Origin of the sequence: Chitinophaga niabensis, from assembly GCF_900129465.1 — a bacterium.
In the GTDB taxonomy this organism is placed as follows: Bacteria; Bacteroidota; Bacteroidia; order Chitinophagales; family Chitinophagaceae; genus Chitinophaga; species Chitinophaga niabensis.
Window position 1 is genome coordinate 2,371,810 of record NZ_FSRA01000001.1, and the last position, 19,347, is coordinate 2,391,156.

At 47.6% G+C, this 19,347-nt stretch carries 15 protein-coding genes; 4 read left to right on the forward strand and 11 right to left on the reverse strand.

The genetic code is table 11. The annotated features are described in order from the left end of the window. Nucleotides 1-43 precede the first annotated feature (43 nt). From BUR42_RS09145 to BUR42_RS09195, 11 genes are all read right to left on the reverse strand, one after another. Complete coding sequence (locus tag BUR42_RS09145) at nt 44-1,831, reverse strand: DEAD/DEAH box helicase (protein WP_074240511.1); 1,788 nt, start codon at nt 1,829-1,831, stop codon at nt 44-46. A gap of 68 nt (nt 1,832-1,899) precedes the next feature. After that, a complete protein-coding gene (gene rimO, locus BUR42_RS09150; protein WP_074240512.1) occupies nt 1,900-3,207 on the reverse strand; it encodes a 30S ribosomal protein S12 methylthiotransferase RimO in 1,308 nt (435 codons plus the stop codon). Between the two features lie 215 nt (nt 3,208-3,422). Beyond that, entirely contained in the window at nt 3,423-4,307 is an 885-nt protein-coding gene (locus BUR42_RS09155) for a cupin-like domain-containing protein (protein WP_074238938.1), read from the reverse strand. Between the two features lie 183 nt (nt 4,308-4,490). After that, nucleotides 4,491-5,453 (reverse strand): signal recognition particle-docking protein FtsY, encoded by a 963-nt coding sequence (gene ftsY, locus BUR42_RS09160; protein WP_074238939.1) that lies wholly within the window; start codon nt 5,451-5,453, stop codon nt 4,491-4,493. Nucleotides 5,454-5,529: 76 nt separating this feature from the next. After that, nucleotides 5,530-7,929, reverse strand: a complete 2,400-nt coding sequence (locus tag BUR42_RS09165; RefSeq protein WP_234979633.1) for a glycoside hydrolase family 95 protein — start codon at nt 7,927-7,929, stop codon at nt 5,530-5,532. A gap of 159 nt (nt 7,930-8,088) precedes the next feature. Further along, nucleotides 8,089-8,259 carry a DUF4295 domain-containing protein gene (locus BUR42_RS09170; RefSeq protein WP_074238940.1) on the reverse strand — a complete coding sequence of 57 codons (171 nt, stop codon included), beginning with the start codon at nt 8,257-8,259 and terminating at the stop codon, nt 8,089-8,091. A 95-nt stretch (nt 8,260-8,354) separates the two neighbouring features. Beyond that, complete coding sequence (gene rpmG / locus BUR42_RS09175) at nt 8,355-8,537, reverse strand: 50S ribosomal protein L33 (protein ID WP_074238941.1); 183 nt, start codon at nt 8,535-8,537, stop codon at nt 8,355-8,357. 32 nt (nt 8,538-8,569) lie between these two features. Then, nucleotides 8,570-8,809 (reverse strand): 50S ribosomal protein L28, encoded by a 240-nt coding sequence (rpmB, locus tag BUR42_RS09180; protein WP_074238942.1) that lies wholly within the window; start codon nt 8,807-8,809, stop codon nt 8,570-8,572. A 116-nt stretch (nt 8,810-8,925) separates the two neighbouring features. Continuing rightward, nucleotides 8,926-9,513: a carboxymuconolactone decarboxylase family protein gene (locus BUR42_RS09185; protein WP_074238943.1), complete on the reverse strand. Its 588-nt coding sequence runs from the start codon at nt 9,511-9,513 to the stop codon at nt 8,926-8,928. Between the two features lie 63 nt (nt 9,514-9,576). Further along, nucleotides 9,577-10,131, reverse strand: a complete 555-nt coding sequence (locus tag BUR42_RS09190) for a peroxiredoxin (protein ID WP_074238944.1) — start codon at nt 10,129-10,131, stop codon at nt 9,577-9,579. A gap of 600 nt (nt 10,132-10,731) precedes the next feature. After that, nucleotides 10,732-11,286, reverse strand: a complete 555-nt coding sequence (locus BUR42_RS09195) for an RNA polymerase sigma factor (RefSeq protein ID WP_074238945.1) — start codon at nt 11,284-11,286, stop codon at nt 10,732-10,734. A 125-nt stretch (nt 11,287-11,411) separates the two neighbouring features. Between BUR42_RS09195 and BUR42_RS09200 the strand changes: the two genes are divergently transcribed. From BUR42_RS09200 to BUR42_RS09215, 4 genes are all read left to right on the forward strand, one after another. Continuing rightward, on the forward strand, nt 11,412-12,368 hold the full coding sequence (locus BUR42_RS09200; RefSeq protein ID WP_074238946.1) for a FecR family protein: 957 nt from the start codon (nt 11,412-11,414) through the stop codon (nt 12,366-12,368). Nucleotides 12,369-12,479: 111 nt separating this feature from the next. Beyond that, the gene (locus BUR42_RS09205; protein WP_200798239.1) at nt 12,480-15,827 is read left to right on the forward strand and encodes a SusC/RagA family TonB-linked outer membrane protein; all 3,348 of its coding nucleotides are present in this window, start codon (nt 12,480-12,482) and stop codon (nt 15,825-15,827) included. Between the two features lie 22 nt (nt 15,828-15,849). Continuing rightward, the gene (locus BUR42_RS09210; RefSeq protein ID WP_074238947.1) at nt 15,850-17,385 is read left to right on the forward strand and encodes a SusD/RagB family nutrient-binding outer membrane lipoprotein; all 1,536 of its coding nucleotides are present in this window, start codon (nt 15,850-15,852) and stop codon (nt 17,383-17,385) included. Nucleotides 17,386-17,395: 10 nt separating this feature from the next. After that, the gene (locus tag BUR42_RS09215) at nt 17,396-19,273 is read left to right on the forward strand and encodes a metallophosphoesterase (RefSeq protein WP_074238948.1); all 1,878 of its coding nucleotides are present in this window, start codon (nt 17,396-17,398) and stop codon (nt 19,271-19,273) included. The last annotated feature ends 74 nt before the right edge of the window (nt 19,274-19,347 follow it).

Here is a 19,347-nt window from a genome sequence, read left to right on the forward strand (position 1 = left end):
ACAAACGCCTGCGGGTTAAATTAATTATCAGAATAAAAACTGATTAACGTTTGCCACGGTATCCACCGCTACTTCCGCTACCACTTTTGGAAAACTCCCTGCGTTGACGGAATCCGCCATCTTCGCTACCGGACCAGCTTCTCTTACGATCGCCACCGCCGCCATAGGAGCGGTTGCCACCTGGCCTTCCGCCGCCACCAGCACGTTTGTCTCCATCCTGGGAAGTTTCGATCCTAACGGAGCGCCCGTTATGTTCTACCTTCTTGAAGCTCTGCTGTACCTTTTCCACCACTTCGTTCTCTACTTCAAAGAAGGAGTAAACGCCTTTCAGGTCGATACGGCCGATGGAGTTACCACGCAGGCCGGTGCTGTCGCAAATGAAACGCAGCATATCGCCACGGGTGAAGTTATCTACAGAACCCAGGTTGATGAACAGGCGGGTAAACTTGCTGTTACCGCTGCCACGGGAGAACGTTCCCCTGTCTTCGCCACGGCGTTCTTCCTTCACGTTCAGGTCTACTGCATCCTGGTAGTACTCCAGGAATTCATTGAATTCCAGGGAAGCAAAACGGCGGATCAGCTCTTCTTTGGTGAGGTCTGCAAACTCTTCGTATATACGGCCCAGGTATGGGTCTATCTGTTCTTCGTTCACTACCACGTTGTGCACTTTATGCACCATGGCAAAGAGTTGTTTTTCGCATACGGCAAATCCATCGGGCACTTCTGCTTTGATGAACTTTTTGTTGCCGAGTACGCGTTCTATCTGACGGATCTTACCGATATCGCGGGCACCAATGATGGCAATGGATACACCGGAACGGCCAGCGCGGGCAGTACGGCCGCTTCTGTGGGTGTAGTTCTCTACATCATCCGGCAGATCGTAATTAATTACGTGCGTTACGTTATCCACGTCGATACCGCGGGCAGCCACGTCTGTAGCTACCAGCATCTGGATGGATTTATCACGGAAGCGTTTCATTACTTTATCCCTTTGCTGCTGGGTAAGATCGCCATGCAGTGCATCGGCGTTATAACCATCCCGTATGAGGGATTCAGCGATCTCCTGTGATTCAATCTTGGTGCGGGTGAAGATGATACCGAAGATCTCAGGGTTGAAATCCACGATACGTTTCAGCGCAGCATATTTATCGCGCGGGCGAACCACGTAGTATTCATGCTCAATGTTCACATTACCGGCATTCTTGCTGCCTACGGTGAGCTCAAAGGGGTCCTTCATGTATTTCTGAGCAATACGGCGAACTTCCTGTGGCATGGTAGCAGAGAACAACCAGGTTGTTTTTTCTGCGGGGGTGTTGGAAAGAATGCTATTGATATCTTCCTGGAAACCCATGTTCAGCATTTCATCTGCTTCGTCCAGTACGGCATAACGTACATTGTCGAAGTTAACGGCACCACGGTCTATGATATCCAGCAAACGGCCCGGAGTAGCTACTACGATGTGTACGCCGCGTTTCAGTTCGCGCAGTTGCAAACCAATGCTGGTACCACCATATACGGCTACGATGCTTACATCGCCGAGGTGTTTGGAGAAGTTATTAAGATCGCTCGTGATCTGCATGCACAGCTCACGTGTCGGGCAAAGGATCAGACCTTGCGGCTGACGTACTTTAAGATCAATGTTTTGCAGTAATGGTAAACCAAATGCGGCGGTTTTACCGGTACCGGTTTGTGCCAGGCCCACAAAATCGCGGTCTCCTCCGAGAAGGGCCGGGATTGCTTTTTCCTGGATAGGGGTTGGGGTTACAAAGCCTAAGTCTGTAACACCTTTCAGAATGTTTTCCTGAAGTCCTAATGATTCGAATGTTATCATCTGTTTGTTGTGTTGGCCCGCTTGTTTTTTAACAGGCCGGGTGATCAATTAGCCGGTCTTCAATTAGTTTAAACCAGCTCTCCTTCCAGGTCGTAGTCGAACGCCCTGGTTATTTTAACCTGTACAAAATCTCCGGGTTTCAACTTTCTGTCCGTGTTAATGATCACCTCATTATCCACCTCAACTGAATCGAACTCCGTACGGCCCAGGTATCGGCCGGCTTCTTTTTTATCTATTATTACTTTAAATACTTTTCCTACCATCTCCTGGTTCTTTTCCAGGGAGATCTCCTGCTGCGTTTCCATAATGTCCTGCGCGCGGCGCTCTTTCTCTTCTGCAGGAATATCATCCACCAGGTCATATGCGGAAGTACCTTCCTCATGACTGTAAGTGAATACTCCTACCCTGTCAAACCGCACTTCTTCCAGGAAACGTTTTACGTCCTCCACATCTTCCAGTGTTTCTCCGGGGAAACCAGCAATGAGCGTGGTACGCAGGGCAATGCCCGGCACCTGTTCACGGATGGACGTCACCAGGTCCAGGATCTCCTTGCGGGTGATCTGGCGCTTCATAGCTTTGAGCATCGGGTCTGCAATGTGCTGCAAAGGCATATCCAGGTAATTACAGATATTATCCCTTTGCTTCATTACCTCCAGGATCTCCATCGGGAATTTGGTGGGATAGGCATAATGCAGCCTGATCCATTCCAATCCTTTCACATCAGCCAATGCATGTAACAGTTCAGGAAGACGGCGTTGTTTGTACAGGTCCAGGCCATAATAGGTAAGCTCCTGTGCAATCAGCATGATCTCCTTCACGCCACTCTTTACCAGCTTCTCCGCTTCGGCCACTAAAGCCTCAATGGGTTTTGATACGTGCTGGCCGCGCATAAGCGGGATAGCACAGAAAGAGCAGGTGCGGTTACAACCTTCGGAAATTTTCAGGTAGGCATAATGAGAAGGGGTGCTTAACAGACGCTCACCAACCAGTTCCGCTTTATAGTCCGCATCAAAACGTTTGAGGATGAGGGGTAATTCCATGGTACCAAACCAGGCATCCACACCTTCTATCTCTTTTTCAAGATCTCCGCGGTAACGTTCGCTCAGGCAACCTGTCACAAATACTTTATCCAGTTTACCACGCTGCTTCAGGTCTACCTGTTCCAGGATGGTATTGATGGATTCTTCCTTTGCTTTATCAATGAACCCACAGGTGTTCACCACCACGATGTTATGATCGCGTTTTTCGCTTTCATGCACCACATTGATATCGTTGGCAATAAGCTGACCGCTTAACACCTCAGAATCAACCATGTTCTTTGAACAACCTAACGTAATAATATTAACCTTGTCTTTCTTTAAAGTTCTTGTCTTCAAATAGCAATGTTTTAAATTCCCACTTTCGGCAGGCATTTGCCACGAAGACACGCAGACACGCTTTAAATACACAGCAGGCAGCTGTTTGAGTGACTATGAGTCTTAGTGGAGGACTAATGAGAAGTTGCAAAGTTAGTGATAAATATTGAAATTATATGTGTTCACACATATTTAATATCCATTATCAGGGTGTTACGCGGCTTTTTAAGCCCGTTTTAAGCCAGATGCTTCCTGATCTCTTTCTCCGCCCGTTGCTTTGCTACCTTCCGTTTATAGTGATACCACCATTCGGGGGCCATTTTAATGAGCAGGTTATTCATGCTCCTTTTACCCATAAGATGATATAAGCCGTTCAGCTTACCGCTCAGGGTCTGATCCAATGCCCGGAGGCTCATGGCAAAGCCACCGTCCAGGTACTCCATATGATGCCAGTATCCTGCCGGCATGAACATGGTATCCCCATGTTCCAGCACAGAGGTATAACCACGGGCATACTGGAGGGCGGGGAATTTGGTTTCTGTTTCGTTGAGGCGTTCCGGCCAGTTCTCGAAGCTGGCCGCACTTTCCACGGTCAGCGGCATGCGGTAGATGAGGGTGGATTGCTGATTGTCCAGCAGCAGCACCCTTTTGCGGCCAACGAACTGGGTATGCATAATATGACTGAGGTCTATATCATAATGCATGTGCGCAATGGAGCCCGCTCCGCCTACAAAGAGCATAGGGTACCGTTTCAGGAAACCTTTTAAAAGGAAATCCGGCCAGGTAAAATCATTTACCAGCTGCGGCGCATGTTGAAAAATGTTAAAAAGGAAGATGCGCAGGCTTACCGGGCCCTGCTGGATCATATCGAGGTATTCCCCGAAAGGAATGTAGTCATCCGCCCCATTGACAAGCGTTTTGGCGCCTGCCCTCGTATTGTTATAAACCCCTACGGTCTTATCTCCTACTATTGATTTAAAGTAATCCCAGGTCCATTTATCCCGGGCAGGCCAGTCTTTAGACAATCCTGTAATGATCAAGGGTTTGCGTGGCTCGTAATATTGGGTCTTAAAGTCCTGGGCAGATATGTTCTCAACTCGATCTATGGATTGTATTTGCATAAATTTCGAATTGTTATTAAGGGTGAAACAATTGCAACATTAAAACGTAACCAAATTTAAGCAATTGCGGGGTTAGAAGTACAGGGTGCACAAAAGGTTGATAATTATTGTATTTGTATACTTTACACAAAATAAAAATGCCGGAAGTAATACTTCCGGCATTTTTATATAATTATTTAATAATCAGCTATTTAAACTAAACAGCGAATCCACGAATTCTACTTTATCAAAAACCTGCAGATCTTCCATTTTTTCTCCTATACCGATATATTTTACAGGTATTTTAAACTGATTCGCAATGGCCAGCACTACACCGCCTTTAGCAGTACCATCCAGTTTGGTGATGGCGAGGGAGGTTACTTCCGTAGCGGCCGTGAACTGGCGGGCCTGCTCCAGGGCATTTTGCCCGGTAGAACCATCCAGTACCAGTAAAACTTCATGAGGCGCATCGGGGATCACTTTGTTCATCACCCTTTTGATCTTGCTAAGTTCGTCCATGAGGTGCAGTTTGTTATGCAGGCGGCCGGCTGTATCTATGATGATCACATCCACGTTCCTGGCCACACCGCTTTGCACGGTATCAAAGGCAACAGCTGCAGGATCTGAACCCATTTGCTGTTTAACGATGGGTACGCCAGTCCTTTCACTCCAGATAGTAAGCTGGTCTACTGCGGCGGCGCGGAAGGTATCTGCGGCACCCAGCATTACGGACTTACCGGCTTTTTTAAAGTTGTAGGCCAGTTTACCAATGGTGGTGGTTTTACCTACCCCATTCACCCCTACCACCATGATCACATAGGGCTTTTTGCCTTCCGGAACATCAAAATCCTTGAATCCACCATCCGGCGCATCTACCAGGAGATTTGCAACTTCTTCTTGCAGTATCCTGTTCAATTCACTGGTATTCAGATATTTATCTTTGGCTACGCGTTCTTCGATCTTACCGATGATGCGTACGGTGGTATCTACTCCTACGTCTGCGGCAACAAGCGCTTCTTCCAGGTTATCCAGCACTTCAGCATCTACGGTGGACTTACCAGCGATGGCGCGGCCTATTTTTGAAAGGAAGCTTTCTTTCGTTTTCTGCAAGCCCTGATCCAGACTTTCTTTCTTTTCCCGGGAAAAGAGTTTATTGAAAAAACCCATTTAAATACATTACGGATTAGCAATTACAATTCGTGGTGCAAAAATAGGTTGTTCTGGACGAAGTATTATGTTTTGTTTAGAGGAAGAGTGCATCCAGCTTTTTAGCCTGCCCCGGTTTTAGCTGCAGGTCTATCACTTTGCTTCCATACCTCACCTTAGCTGCAGTACCTTTAATGCTTCGGATAGTAGCTGCCTGCAGCCGTCCGTTCTTCCATTCCATATCCACTTCAAAGCCGCCGCGCGCACGCAATCCCGTTACCTTTCCATCCTTCCATACGGCAGGTATGGCAGGCAGCAGGTGTATGAACCCGGCATGACTTTGCAGCATCATTTCACCCATCCCTGCAATGCCACCAAAGTTACCATCTATCTGAAAAGGCGGATGCGCGCAGAACAGGTTAGCATAAGAGCCACCACCTTTGGAATACTCAGTTCCTTCTATTCCGGTGAGCCGCAGCAGGTTGCGGAGAAGTTTATAGGCATGATCGCCGTCGTGCAGGCGTGCCCAGAAATTGATCTTCCAGGCAATGCTCCAGCCGGTACCTTCATCTCCTCTTATCTCCAGTGTTTTCCTGGCCGCCTGAGCGAAGGCGGGTGTTACGATCGGTGAGATCTCCCTTCCCGGATGCAGCCCGAATAAATGAGATACGTGCCGGTGCTGCGGGTCAACGTCTTCCCAATCCTTATACCACTCCTGCAGGTTGCCCTTTTTACCGATCTGCAAAGGGAACAGCTTGCGTTGCTTTTCTTTGAGCAGGTTCCGGAAAGCCTCATCTGTACCTAATATTTCCGAAGCTTCCACCAGGTTTGTAAACAGATCGCGGATAATGGACATATCCATGGTAGTGGCGATGGAGATACTACCCTTCTCTCCTTTCTCCGTAATAAATTCGTTCTCCGGTGAAGAAGCCGGCGCCGTTACCAGCAAACCATTGGGGTCTTCCACCAGCCAATCCAGGCAAAACATTGCTGCATCTTTCATCAGCGGGTAAGCCGTGTTTTGCAGGAAATCCTTATCCGCTGTAAAAGCATAATGCTCCCAAAGGTGCTGCGAAAGCCATGGACTACCCATAGCCCAGTTGGCCCAGGTAGGACTACCTTTCCCGAGATCTCCCACAGGATTGGAGGTGGCCCAGATATCTGAGTTGTGATGCACCGCCCAACCTTTTGCTTTGTAAAAATTCCTTGCGGTTTCCCGGCCTGTTATGGCAGTGTTCTTAATGAACTCCATAAAGGGCAGATGCATTTCAGAAAGGTTCATCATTTCTGCCGGCCAGTAATTCATCTGGGCATTGATATTAGTGGTGAAGTTGCTGCTCCACGGTGCCCTGAGAATAGGATTCCAGATCCCCTGTAAGTTAGCGGGGATACCACCCGGGCGGGAACAGGCAATCAACAGATAGCGGCCGTACTGAAAGTACAATGCTTCCAGCGCAGGATCTGCTGCCCCGCGGGTATATTGCATCAGGCGCTCAAGCGTGGAACCTGGTACTTCAGGAGTATTGCTGAGGGAAAGTGTTACCCGGTTGAAGTACTGCTGGTAATCTTTGATGTGCTCTTTTTTGATCTGGTCAAAGCTTTTGGTGAAAGCTTTATTTAAGTATCCCTGCGCTAATTGCGATTCATCTTTATCCGGGCATTTATCAAAGCCATTAAAGCTGGTGGCAGCAGAGATATATAATACCGCTTCTGTAGCATTAGTGATATGCAGGCCAGCGGTATCTGTGGTAATACTCCCATCCCTGAGCTGCGCTTTTATCCTTAACTCATATCGCATCCCCCTGCAGGCATTAGCTTCATCATACACAACGGGTTCAGGGTTATAGCTTACATAATTGGGATCTGCATGGGAAGGCGCCCTTCCTTTCATCACCAGTTCGTTCTTTCCCGCGGCGATGTTCTTAAAACGAATGAGACTATTGGTGGATGCATCAAAGCTAAGCCGGCCTTTTTTATCTGAACGCAGGCGGATCATGATCACCTGGTCCGGTGCGGAAGCAAAGATCTCCCGGGTATATTGCACTCCGTTCACGGAAAAACGGGTGAGTGTGGTAGCATGGCTGATGTCCAGGTCCCGGTAAAATCCTTCGGGTGTGCCGGTAAAGCGATGTTTGATCAGGAGGTTACCTAATGGCATATAGGATTCCGTGTACAGGCCCTGGATCTTTTTGCAGAGTTGTTCTGCAGTTTTGTAATCCCCTTTGAAGAGTGCTTCCCTCACCTTAGGAAGGAATTCCGGGGCCTGGGGATTGGGGTTCAGATTTGCGGGGCCGCCGGACCAGAGGGATTCCTCATTCAAATGGATCAGCTCTTCCTGTGGGCGGCCAAATACCATGGCCCCTAGTCTGCCATTGCCAACCGGCATGGCTTCCGTCCATTTATCGGCGGGTTGTTTATACCAGAGCTTTAAGGGTTGTTGTGCAGTGGCTGGTGTGGCTGCGAGGCAAAAGAGGAGGAAAATGATCCGGATCATCATAACGGTGTTTTCAGGTTACGTCAGCAAGTATAAGGAGTATTTAACGGGGAATATTCCGGTAAACCGGCAAATCCCTGTTTTATATTAACCTTTCCCCGAAACACAAAAAGCCGTCCCGTAATGAGACAGCTTTTTTGCAGTATGATTAGTAAAGCCGAATTATTTGTTGCTGATGAACTCCTGAACTTTATCCTTGTGTACGATAGCTTCTTTAAAAGTATATGCACCGGATTTAGGAGAACGTACCGCTCTGATCACTTTAGTCCACACCTTAGCTTCGGCTGCTGCCTTTGCATCTTTCTTGATCGCGGTTTTCGCTGCTTTTGCCATTTTCTTATTGTGTTAAATGTTAATTGAAATTGTCAATCATCCAGAGCTAATCGTATGAACTCTAAACGATTAACTACAAAGCAATTAGCATTGACTTATTTGATTTCTTTGTGTACAGTCACCTTCCTCAGGATAGGGTTGTACTTTTTCAACTCCAGACGCTCAGGAGTATTTTTCTTGTTCTTGTTGCTGATGTAGCGGGAAGTACCTGGCTGACCAGAGTTCTTATGCTCTGTGCACTCCAGTATAACTTGTACCCTGTTACCTTTCTTTGCCATTTTGTATTCTTATTAAGTTGATCCTTAATGGATTAGATGTCCTTGTTGCCACCTGCGCGCAGTTCTTTCACTACGGCATACAGGCCACGTTTGTTAATGGTTCTTAAACCATCTGCAGACACTTTCAAAGTGATCCACTTATCCTCTTCCGCTAAGAAGAAACGTTTGGTTTGCAGATTAGGCAGAAACCTCCTGTTAGTCTTAATGTTCGAGAAAGATACGTGATGACCTGTAATTGGTTTTTTCCCTGTCACCTGACATACTCTTGCCATGTTCTTAAAATTTTGGACTGCAAAAGTCGCACTAATTTGTTTAATAATCAAATTCTGGTCAGTGTTTTTATTCACACTATTTTGGACTGTCCTTTTTTCTGGACAGTTAAACCAGCTTAAAGTAATACCCCCAGGCTCTTAATAACCGCGCCCAGCCTCACTGCATCCAGGATCCGCTGCTGCTCTGTGCCGTGTTTCAGCAGAGCCTCTTCATGGGAGGTTACGCACATCTGGCAACCGTTCAGGGCAGAAATAACCAGGCTCACCAGTTCAAACAGCTCTTTTCCGATCACCGGATTGGCCATAATGCTCATACGGATACCAGCCGGCGCCGTGGTATAGAATTCTTTCTCTACAAAATGGCGGAAACGGTAGTATACGTTATTGGCATTCATGAGGGAAGTGCAGCTCACAATATCGGCAATCTCCTTATCAGTAGCGCCGGCAGCCAGGGCCAGTTGCTCAAAACCGCTCTGCAGGGCAGGCAGTTTTTCATTGATGGCCACGGAAAGACCTATCAGGTAAGCATCCTTTTTGGGAAGCGTGGCAGCATCGAGGGCATTGGATACATTGATCTTCAGATCTTTCAGGTAACGGGCATCAGCAGCGGCAAGTGCAGCCAGCTTTGCAGGAACTTCCGTACCGGGGAGGCCTACCACCTGCAATAATTGCTGAGCGGTATCCTGTGTATTTGTAGCGAACATAATTTCTTGATTTTGTAAAATACCGGGTAAGGCATGCCTTACCCGGTACAAAGATTCATTGGATTAAGCTTTGATGGTAGCTTCACCTTTCTGCCAGTTGCAGGGGCACAGCTCATCTGATTGCAGTGCGTCCATTACACGCAGCACTTCTTTTACGTTACGGCCTACAGACAGGTCGTATACGGAAGTCCAGCGAACGATACCCTGAGGGTCTACCACGAAAGTAGCGCGGTAAGCGATCTTCTCTTCTGCTTCCAGGATACCCAGTTCCTGTGCGAGGCTTTTAGAAGTGTCTGCCAGCATAGGGAATTGTAATCCACGGAGGTCATCGTGATTATTTCTCCAGGCAAGGTGAACGAATTCAGAATCTGTAGAAGCACCGATCAGGATGGCATCGCGGTCTGCGAAGTCCTGGTAGTGTTTGTTGAATTCAGCGATCTCTGTAGGGCAAACGAAAGTGAAATCCTTCGGCCACCAGAACATTACCATCCATTTGCCGGAAGCTTTGATCTCTTCAGAAGAGATCTCGTAAAACTCTTTCCCTTTTTCGATTGATACAACTGCCTTTTTTGCGAACGCCGGGAACTCCGCCCCTACTGATAAAACTGCATTTTTCATGATACTATGTCGGATTTATTGATTTAATGCTATGCTATTTTTGTAAAGCCGCCGCAAAGTTGCCCCGCAAAAAATTATAAATCAAATAGATTTACCAACGTTAGATATCGACTTTATCTATATTGTTTTAAAATTTTATAGATGTATGTTCTGTAAAATGCTGTACCAGTAAGGGATAAGCATTTCAGCCCCACTTTTTACGCAAATAAGGCATCTTTTTTCAGTAGATACACGTAACCTTTTGGCACAGTATTTAGTTATATAAGTAAGCAAGATTAAAAATGATTGGTTATGAAACTTAGAAATGTACTTTTAGTGATCCTTACGGTAGGCCTTGCTTTGATTCCGTTTATCAAAAACAGTATCAACAAACAGGATGAATTTGATGCTACACAGGATTTGTTCATCTAGTTTAGGCGGTACGTACAGGTAGTATGACCGCAGCGGGCTCCATTGTACCGTGATGTTCGTTTCGCCCCGAACCTGGGCGTGGGAACTTTTTTGCTCAGCCTGCCACAGTACCTGGCAGCATATGTAGACAGTTTTCCCCTAAAGGCTTTTAAGGCGGACCAAAAGATGGTCCGCCTTATTTTTTTCTTCCTATGCCTGCCAGCCCAGTAATGTGATATAAATGATGATCCCCGCATCCATCCTTTTCAGGTGAATAAGTTCGTGTTTCAGGGACCGGAGGGCACGGTTCATCTGTTTTTCTATGGTACCCGTGGCTATTTCCAGTTCAGCGGCGATCTGCCGGTAACTCATATCATGCTCCTTATGCATCCGGAAGATGAGTTGCTGCTGCTGCGGGAGTTTGTTGATGGCCTGCTGTATAAGCTGATGTTTTTCCTCATTCATCACCTTTTCGTCCGGCGATGGCGCCATATCTTCACGGGTAACTTTTAAGAGCAGTTCTTTCTGCCTCCCCCGCTTTCTCATTTCATCAAGGAATATATTCCGGGCGTATTGCCGCAGCAGGGCAAGGATGGCATGGTCGTCCTTCACGTTATCTATATGCTGCCAGAGACGGATATAACATTCCTGCATGATATCTTCGCACAAATGCACTTCTCCGCACATGGCAAACAATACGGAAAAGAGCTTGTCATGTGTATCGTCAATGATCCGCTTTAACCTGTTTTCATGATATTTCTGCAAGGGATACCTTATTTGCGTTAAAGATAAAAGGCTAAGGTTAACTAATCATTAAGCGTGTATTTGCGGTACGGGTAAATTAAATGGCGGGCGTGTTGATACTGTAAATATATTTACGGCACTTATTTATGGATAAGAAAACACTGGAAGATTATTTCAAAGGGCATTTAACCGGCGAACAGCAGGAAGAGGTAATGCAATGGATATCGGAGCAGGGCGAGGGCTGGACGGATGCCTTTATTCAGGATAACTGGGACCGGCCGGTACATCTGCCCCCTCCTCAGCAGAAAGCATCCATAAAGGCAAAGGTGATGGAAAATATCAGAAGCCGCCAACCCCTACGTAAACTATGGTTGCATATCGGCCGCGCAGCAGCTATCTTGCTGCTCCTTAGCGCAGGAGCCTGGTGGTGGATGCAGCAGCAACCCTCCGCCCCGCAATGGCATACAGTGAGCAATAGCGGCGGTGGGCATATTATGCTGCGGGATACTTTGCCGGATGGTACTGTCATTACGCTGAACGAGCATTCCAGCCTGAGATATCCTTCATCCTATAATAAAAAGAACAGAACGGTATTCCTTACCGGGGAAGCGTTTTTTGAAGTGCATCACGATAAGGAAAGACCTTTTATTGTAAAAGCAGGGAATGCCTCCACGCGGGTATATGGCACCGCTTTCAGCGTATCCGCCTATGCCTCCTCCGGCCAGCTGCGTGTAGGACTGCAACGGGGAAGCATTGGTGTGATATCTGACACAGCACATGAGGAACAGGAAAAGATGCTGGTACCGGGTGAACTGCTGATCTATAACAAGGGAAACAAAACTATATCTATAGAACACCAGGCACCGGAAAAGCTGGGCGCCTGGACCACAGGGAAACTGGTGTTTTTCAAAACACCGGTTGAAGATGTGTTCAACCAGCTGGAGCAGCGGTACGATGTTCATTTCAGTAATGATCACGGAATGGCAGAGAGAACAGTGACCGCCACTTTTGATGGCGTACCGCTAAACAAAGTATTGCAGCATATTTCTTTTGTATGGAATATCCGCTTTGAACAACGGGGGGACAGTATCTATGTAAAGTAAGAGGGTATACAGATCAATCATTTTCACGCACTCAAAAATAAAGCGCTGTCGGGCAGGACAGCGCTATTGGAAGTGCTTTACTTAAACAATAAAACAATCAACAACAAAGCTATGACAAAAAAACCAGAAAGCGTGTTGTCAAAAAAATGCGGTCCCCTGTACTGGAAGGCATGGGGCCTGTTCCTTTTGTCCCTCTTTTACGCACCATTCGCGATGGCGCAAAACATCAAAGTGGACCTTGCCAGAACGGACCTTGCCCGTGTGGTAGACCTTATTCAGCGCCAGGCCAATGGCTATGAATTCTCCTACCAGGAGGAGGCCCTGGCGAAAGTAAAGCTGGAACGCGTACACCTGGAAACAGGCAAACTGAAAGATGCGCTGGACCAGTTGCAGCAATATGGATTGAAGTATATGCTGGACGGGAAAACCGTATCCCTGCGTTACGCTGCGCCTGCTCTCAGGCCAGCCCCTGTACAACAGGTAATTGATACCCGTTCCGGCATCATTACAGATGCAGAAACGGGCGAACCGGTGATTGGTGCTACTGTGCGTGTAAAAGACGGCGATGCAGGTACCTCTACTGATGAAAAAGGAGAATTCAGTATCCGCGCTAAAGCAGATGCCACGCTGATCATCAGCTTCATTGGTTATATCACTAAAGAAGTAGCCCTGAAGAATCAGCCAGCCATCATCAATATTTCCCTGGCACCAGACCAGCGGCGGCTTAAACAGGTAGTGGTAACAGCCCTGGGCATCAAACGCGATGAAAAGGCGCTGGGTTATGCCGTACAGAAAGTATCCGGGGAAGAAGTACAGCGTGTGAAAGGAGTGGATATTGCCACTTCCCTCACCGGTAAAGTAGCCGGCCTGTTAATTCAGAACAGTACCGAGTTCTTTGAAGCCCCCACCATCTCTTTACGGGGCGGCACTCCCCTCCTGGTGATCAATGGTGTGCCTTATGGTAATATGACGCTCCGGGATATCAGTCCTGATGACATTGAAAGTATGGACGTGCTCAAAGGTTCTACCGCCGCCGCTCTATACGGGCAGCGTGGCGGAGACGGCGTACTCATTATTACCACCAAAAAAAGCGGCAGAAAAGGCGTTACCGTTTCTATCAACAGCAACACCATGTTCAATGCAGGTTTCCTCACCCTGCCTGAAGTGCAGCATAACTACAGCGCCGGCCTTGGTGGTACATACAGCGCAACGGATTACATCTGGGGAGACCGGCTGGATATCGGCAGAACGGCTGTTCAATGGGACCCCGTCAGCAAATCACTGAAAGAGATGCCGCTGACCTCCCGTGGCAAGGATAACTTTAAGAATTTCCTGGAGCCCAGTTTCATCACCAATAATAATATCAGTGTTACACAAACCGGGGAGAACGGAAGCTTCCGCGTTTCTTTAACGGATATCTATAATAAAGGCCAATACCCCAATGCCAAAGGAAATATGATCAACTTTTCCATGGGCGGTGAAATAAAGGTAGGCAGCCGGTTCAACCTGGAAGCAACGGTGGGCTACAATAAGCGCAAGTCTCCACAGATCTGGGGAAGCGGTTATGGCAACCAGGGTTATATCTATAACCTGCTGATGTGGACGGGGCCTGAATACGATGTTACACAATTCAGGGACTATTGGGTTACCCCGGGTATCCAGCAGAACTGGATGTATAAAACATGGTATGATAACCCTTACCTGATCGCCTATGAAAAATTGAATGCGATAGACCAGAATACTTACAATGCCAGTCTTTCTGCAGGCTATACTTTATTCTCCGGCGCACGCCTGCAATTCAGGAGTGGCATGGATTATTATGGCAATGAAGATACCAAACGCAATCCCATCAATATTAACTCTACCCGTGGCGGATATGAGTCCAAAGGACTGTATATGCTGAGCCAGCTGACTGGTTTCAGTATCAACAACGACCTGCTTTTCACCATCAATAAAAAAGCAGGCAACCTGGGCATTGACGGGCTCGCGGGCGGAACTATCTATTATTTCAGGAACAATGTATTGACGGGTAAAACAAGGGGCGGGCTGTCCATTCCCGGACTTTACTCCCTGGCCTCCTCTGTTGAACGGCCTGATGTAATTGCCGGCCAATCTGCCAAACAGGTGAACAGCCTGTTCGGCAAACTCACCCTTTCCTGGAAGAGTGCGTTCTTTGTGGATGTAACAGGCAGGAATGACTGGAGCTCTACCCTGCCCAAAGCCAGCCGTTCTTATTTCTACCCTTCCGTGGGCGCCAGCACCGTATTATCGGAGCTGTTCAAAATGCCAAAGTGGATGGACTTCTGGAAAGTGCGCGGATCCTGGGCTTTGTCTAAAGGCGACCTGGGCATCTATGCCACCAACAGGACCTATGCTACTGCTTTAGGTGTTTGGGAAGGGCTTAATACCGGTAGTTATCCTACCAATATCTTCGATGGCAGTATCAATCCCAAAACTGCCCGCACCTGGGAAGTGGGTACGATGGCCTATTTCCTGAAGAACCGCCTGCAGGCAGATATTACTTATTACAACAAGTACAGTTATAACCAGCAGACCAATGCGGAGATCTCTTCCGCCTCCGGTTTTACCACTACCCTGGTGAATACCAATGAATCCTATGTACGCCGCGGCGTGGAGATCACCATCGGTGGTACACCTATTGCCAACAGTGTATTGCGCTGGGATGCCATGTTCAACTGGTCCGCCTCACATGAATATTACAAAACACTGGACAAAGATTATTCCTCTGATAACCTGTGGACGAAAGTGGGTGAACGCCGGGATGCTTACGTAACAGAGCCATGGGAAAAAGACCCGCAGGGTAATGTGGTACACCAGGATAACGGCCTGCCACTGATGAGCAAATACCCTGCCCGCATTGGCTACATGGATCCCAGCTGGATCTGGGGCTTTACCAACAGCTTTGCCTACCGCAATTTCATCTTCAGCTTCAGTTTCGACGGCAGAGTAGGCGGCCTGATGTATGAATACATGAATAACAAGATGTGGGATACCGGGGCACATCCAGAGAGCGACAACCAGTATCGTTATGATGAAGTGGTGAACCATAAGATCACCTATATAGGCAATGGAGTGAAAGTACTTTCCGGGGAAATGAAACAGGATAAATATGGCCGGATCATAGAAGATACCCGCGTGTTTGCGAAGAATGATATTCCCGTTTCCTATGAAGCATACTCCCGCGAATTTGCAGATGGTACACCGGGCGGCGCCCTTGACCCTACCTTCCTGAAATTGCGTGAAGTATCCCTTCAATACAACCTCCCCGTGAATGTATTCAGGAAAATAGGTGCGAGTGCTGCTTCCGTTGCTTTAACCGGGCAGAATGTACTGATCTGGCGGAAACAATTCAAGTATGCGGACCCGGACAAAGGCAAGGATGACCTGAACTCTCCTTCCAACCGCTACGTGGGCATGAACATCAAGCTTACATTCTGATCAAAAGACAAACAAGGTAATTATGTACAAGCAATATATAACGATATTATTAGCGGCCATCCTGCTCAGCGGCTGCTCAAAATTTGACGCGATCAATACAGATCCGAACAAAACAACTATAGTGACAGCTGAAATGCTGGCCACTACCCTGCTGCTGGACGTCACCAAAACTACTTTTAAATCAGGTACTGATTTCATGCGCCCACACATGCTGGGCAAATATACCTGCTGGTCTTCCAGCGCAAACGAGGAACAATACAACCGCCTGGGCCGTACGGAGTTCTTCGACCGTTTGGTGGTATTGAACAATATCGAAAAAATGATATCGCTCGCTACCAGTCCTGAACTAAAGAACTCCTATACTGCCCTGGGCCATACTCTCCGGGCCTGGCGCTTCTTTGAACTCACCATGCAGGTGGGAGACATTCCTTATTCACAGGCACTGAAAGGTGAGGCAGAGGGCATTATCAAACCAGGTTATGATCAGCAAAAAGATGTGTTCCTGGGCATTCTGCAGGAGCTGGACAAAGCAGACAGCCTGTTTGCCAAAGGCGTTAATTTCGGCGGAGACCCTGTTTACGGCGGTAATACACTGAAGTGGCGGAAACTGGTGAATACCTTCCAGCTGAAGGTACTGATCAACCTTTTCCGCAAAACAGCGGATACAGATCTGAAAGTGATCTCCCGTTTCCAGAAGATCATGAACGGACTGCCGCTCTTTGAAGGGAATGAAGATAATTTCCAGCTGAAATTCTTCGACAAGTCCGGTGAGAAGTATCCTTTTTATAAGGAAGGCAACCAGTCCTATGTATACATCATGCTGAGCAGTGTGATCATAGACTCCTTAAAATCTTTGCAGGACCGCCGTCTTTTCTACTACACCAATCCTTCCCCGGTAAAGATAGAACAGGGTATGGCCGTGAATAACTGGAACGCCTATATTGGTCTTGATCCTTCCATGTTATATTCCAGTCTTACACAGATCGCGGGATCGCGGGACTACTCCACTATTAACGACCGCTACCTGGAATTAGCAACCGGAGAGCCTATTTACCTGTTGAGCTATGCAGAGCTAAAGTTCATGCAGGCAGAAGCAGCAGTAAGAGGCTGGATCACCGGCGATGCGGCCACTTATTACAACGCAGGCATAACGGCGGCGATGAAGTTTGTAACCGATAACACACCGGATGAAGTGCGGTATCATCACAATATGCAGATCACAAATGATTACGTGCAGAACATCTATTTAAAACAGCCTGCCGTTACATTCTCTGCGCTGCCTGAACAACAACTCAAACAGATCTTCCAGCAAAAATACATTTCCACTTATCTGCAAGACCCCGGCCATGCATTTTATGAATACAGGCGCACAGGCTATCCTGTATTCCCGGTGAATCCGGCCTCTAATATGAATATCCCTTCAGACAAAATTCCCAATCGCTGGATGTACCCGCAAAAGGAACTGGATTTTAACAGCACACATCTCTCGGAGGCTGTACAGCGCCAGTATGGGAACGACGATGTGAATGGGCTGATGTGGTTACTGAAGGCAAACTAAAAGTTATTTTATGCAAAGGATATTGATATTATTGGTATTCTTCCTGGGCAGCAGTGCGTTCAGGGAGAAACCCTACTTCGTTATAAAACCATACGTGCAACTGGCAACGCAGCAAAGCATACGGATACTCTGGGAAACATCTGAGCCAGGCGTATCCTGGGTAGAGTACGGCCCTGCATTATACGGTGTGGAACAGCCGGTACTTACTTTAAAGGCTGCAGCTGCTGATGTAACGGCCATGCACGAGATAACACTAAAAGAACTAACGGCGGAAACCGATTGTTTCTACCGTACGGTCACCGTACTCCGGGGAGGTGATACATTGATCAGTGAGGCCTCCCCCTTTAAAACTGCCGTGAAGGAAAATACACCTATCGGGTTTGCGGTGTTCAGCGATTCCCAGAAGAATGCGCCTGTTTGGGGGAAACTGACCACCCTGGCAGCAAAAGAGCGCCCGAACTTCGCTATTCATGGCGGAGACCTGGTAGATTACGGTTATGTAAAACGCAATTGGGTGGAAGAGTTCTTTGCGCCCTCTTATAACTTCATGCGCAGCTATCCGATCTATACCATTATGGGTAATCATGAACATGGAGCGCCCTATTATTACCAGTACCTCAGCAATCCCGATCCTGAGTACTATTATACTTTCCAATACGGGAACACCCAGTTCTTCCTCTTTGATACAGATCACGATGTGAAGCCAGGCACGGAAGTATATGAATGGCTGGAAAGGGAACTGGCGCGTTCTACCGCTACCTGGAAGATTGCCATGCATCACCATCCGCCTTTTTCATCCGACACGGATGATTTTGGAGAAACTGCGAAGGGTGGCCGTTCTACGCTGGGCGATCCTGACCTGAAGGACCTGCCGCCATTGTATGAAAAGTATGGCGTAGATATAGTTTTCTATGGTCACATTCATACGTATGAACGTACATGGCCCGTCTTAAACGGGAAACCTCAAGGTGATAAAGGCGTACGGTACATTAATATCGGTGGCAGTGGCGGTGATGTGGAACATTCCGCACCTACCCGCTCCTGGTTCACCAATAAAGTGAAAACGGGGTTTCACTTCGGGTATGTAAGGATTGCAGAAAATGTACTGCAGTTCCAGGCGATCGATGAAGACGGGCATGTATTTGATGCTTTTGATCTCACGAAGGGAGCGCCCTGGCACGATGCCTCCTTAGCACGTAAAGTACCGCCTGCACCTATGTTCTCTTCTGCCGCCGATGTTTTCACAGATGAATTGAAAGTAACGCTGGAAGCGGCATTACCGGAGCTGGAGATCCGTTATACCACAGATGGTACCGAACCGGGGAAACGTTCTGCGCTGTATACTGCTCCATTTAATTTAAAGCAGAGCAGCACTTTAAAAGCGGTTGCTTTCAGTAAAGAAGGTGTTAGCCGTGTGGCGGAGAAAAAGTTTGTGAAGCAGGTGCCTTTTGCAGGTGTTGGCAGTGCCGCGTTTTCGCCCGGACTGTTGTACCGCTACGCAGAGGGTACCGTGAAGAGTAAAGCGGACTTTGAGCGGCTTTCTTTTAGCCAGCCGGCTGTAGTAAAAAGTTATGATCTTAAAGAGATCATACATCGCGGGGAAGAATGGGCGGTTGAATTTACGGGATATGTATATGTGGCAGAAGATGGAGTGTATAAATTTAGCGGCCATGCGGAGAACTGGTTGAAGTTCTATGTGCATGATCAGCAGCTGATCGAGGAATATGACCAGGATATTACCATGGGCGGAGAGATTGCTTTGAAGGCAGGATACCATCCTGTGAAGATCATTTACTATGATCTGCGGAGGCCACCTTCTATTGATCTGTACCTACAGCAAACAGGCGGAAAAGTGAGTCCTTTAGCGGATAGTGCTTTATTTCATTAATACAACAAAGGGAAAATGCAAAACGGGCTGTCTTGAATTAAGACAGCCCGTTTTTTTTTATTTCTGCGCTACAG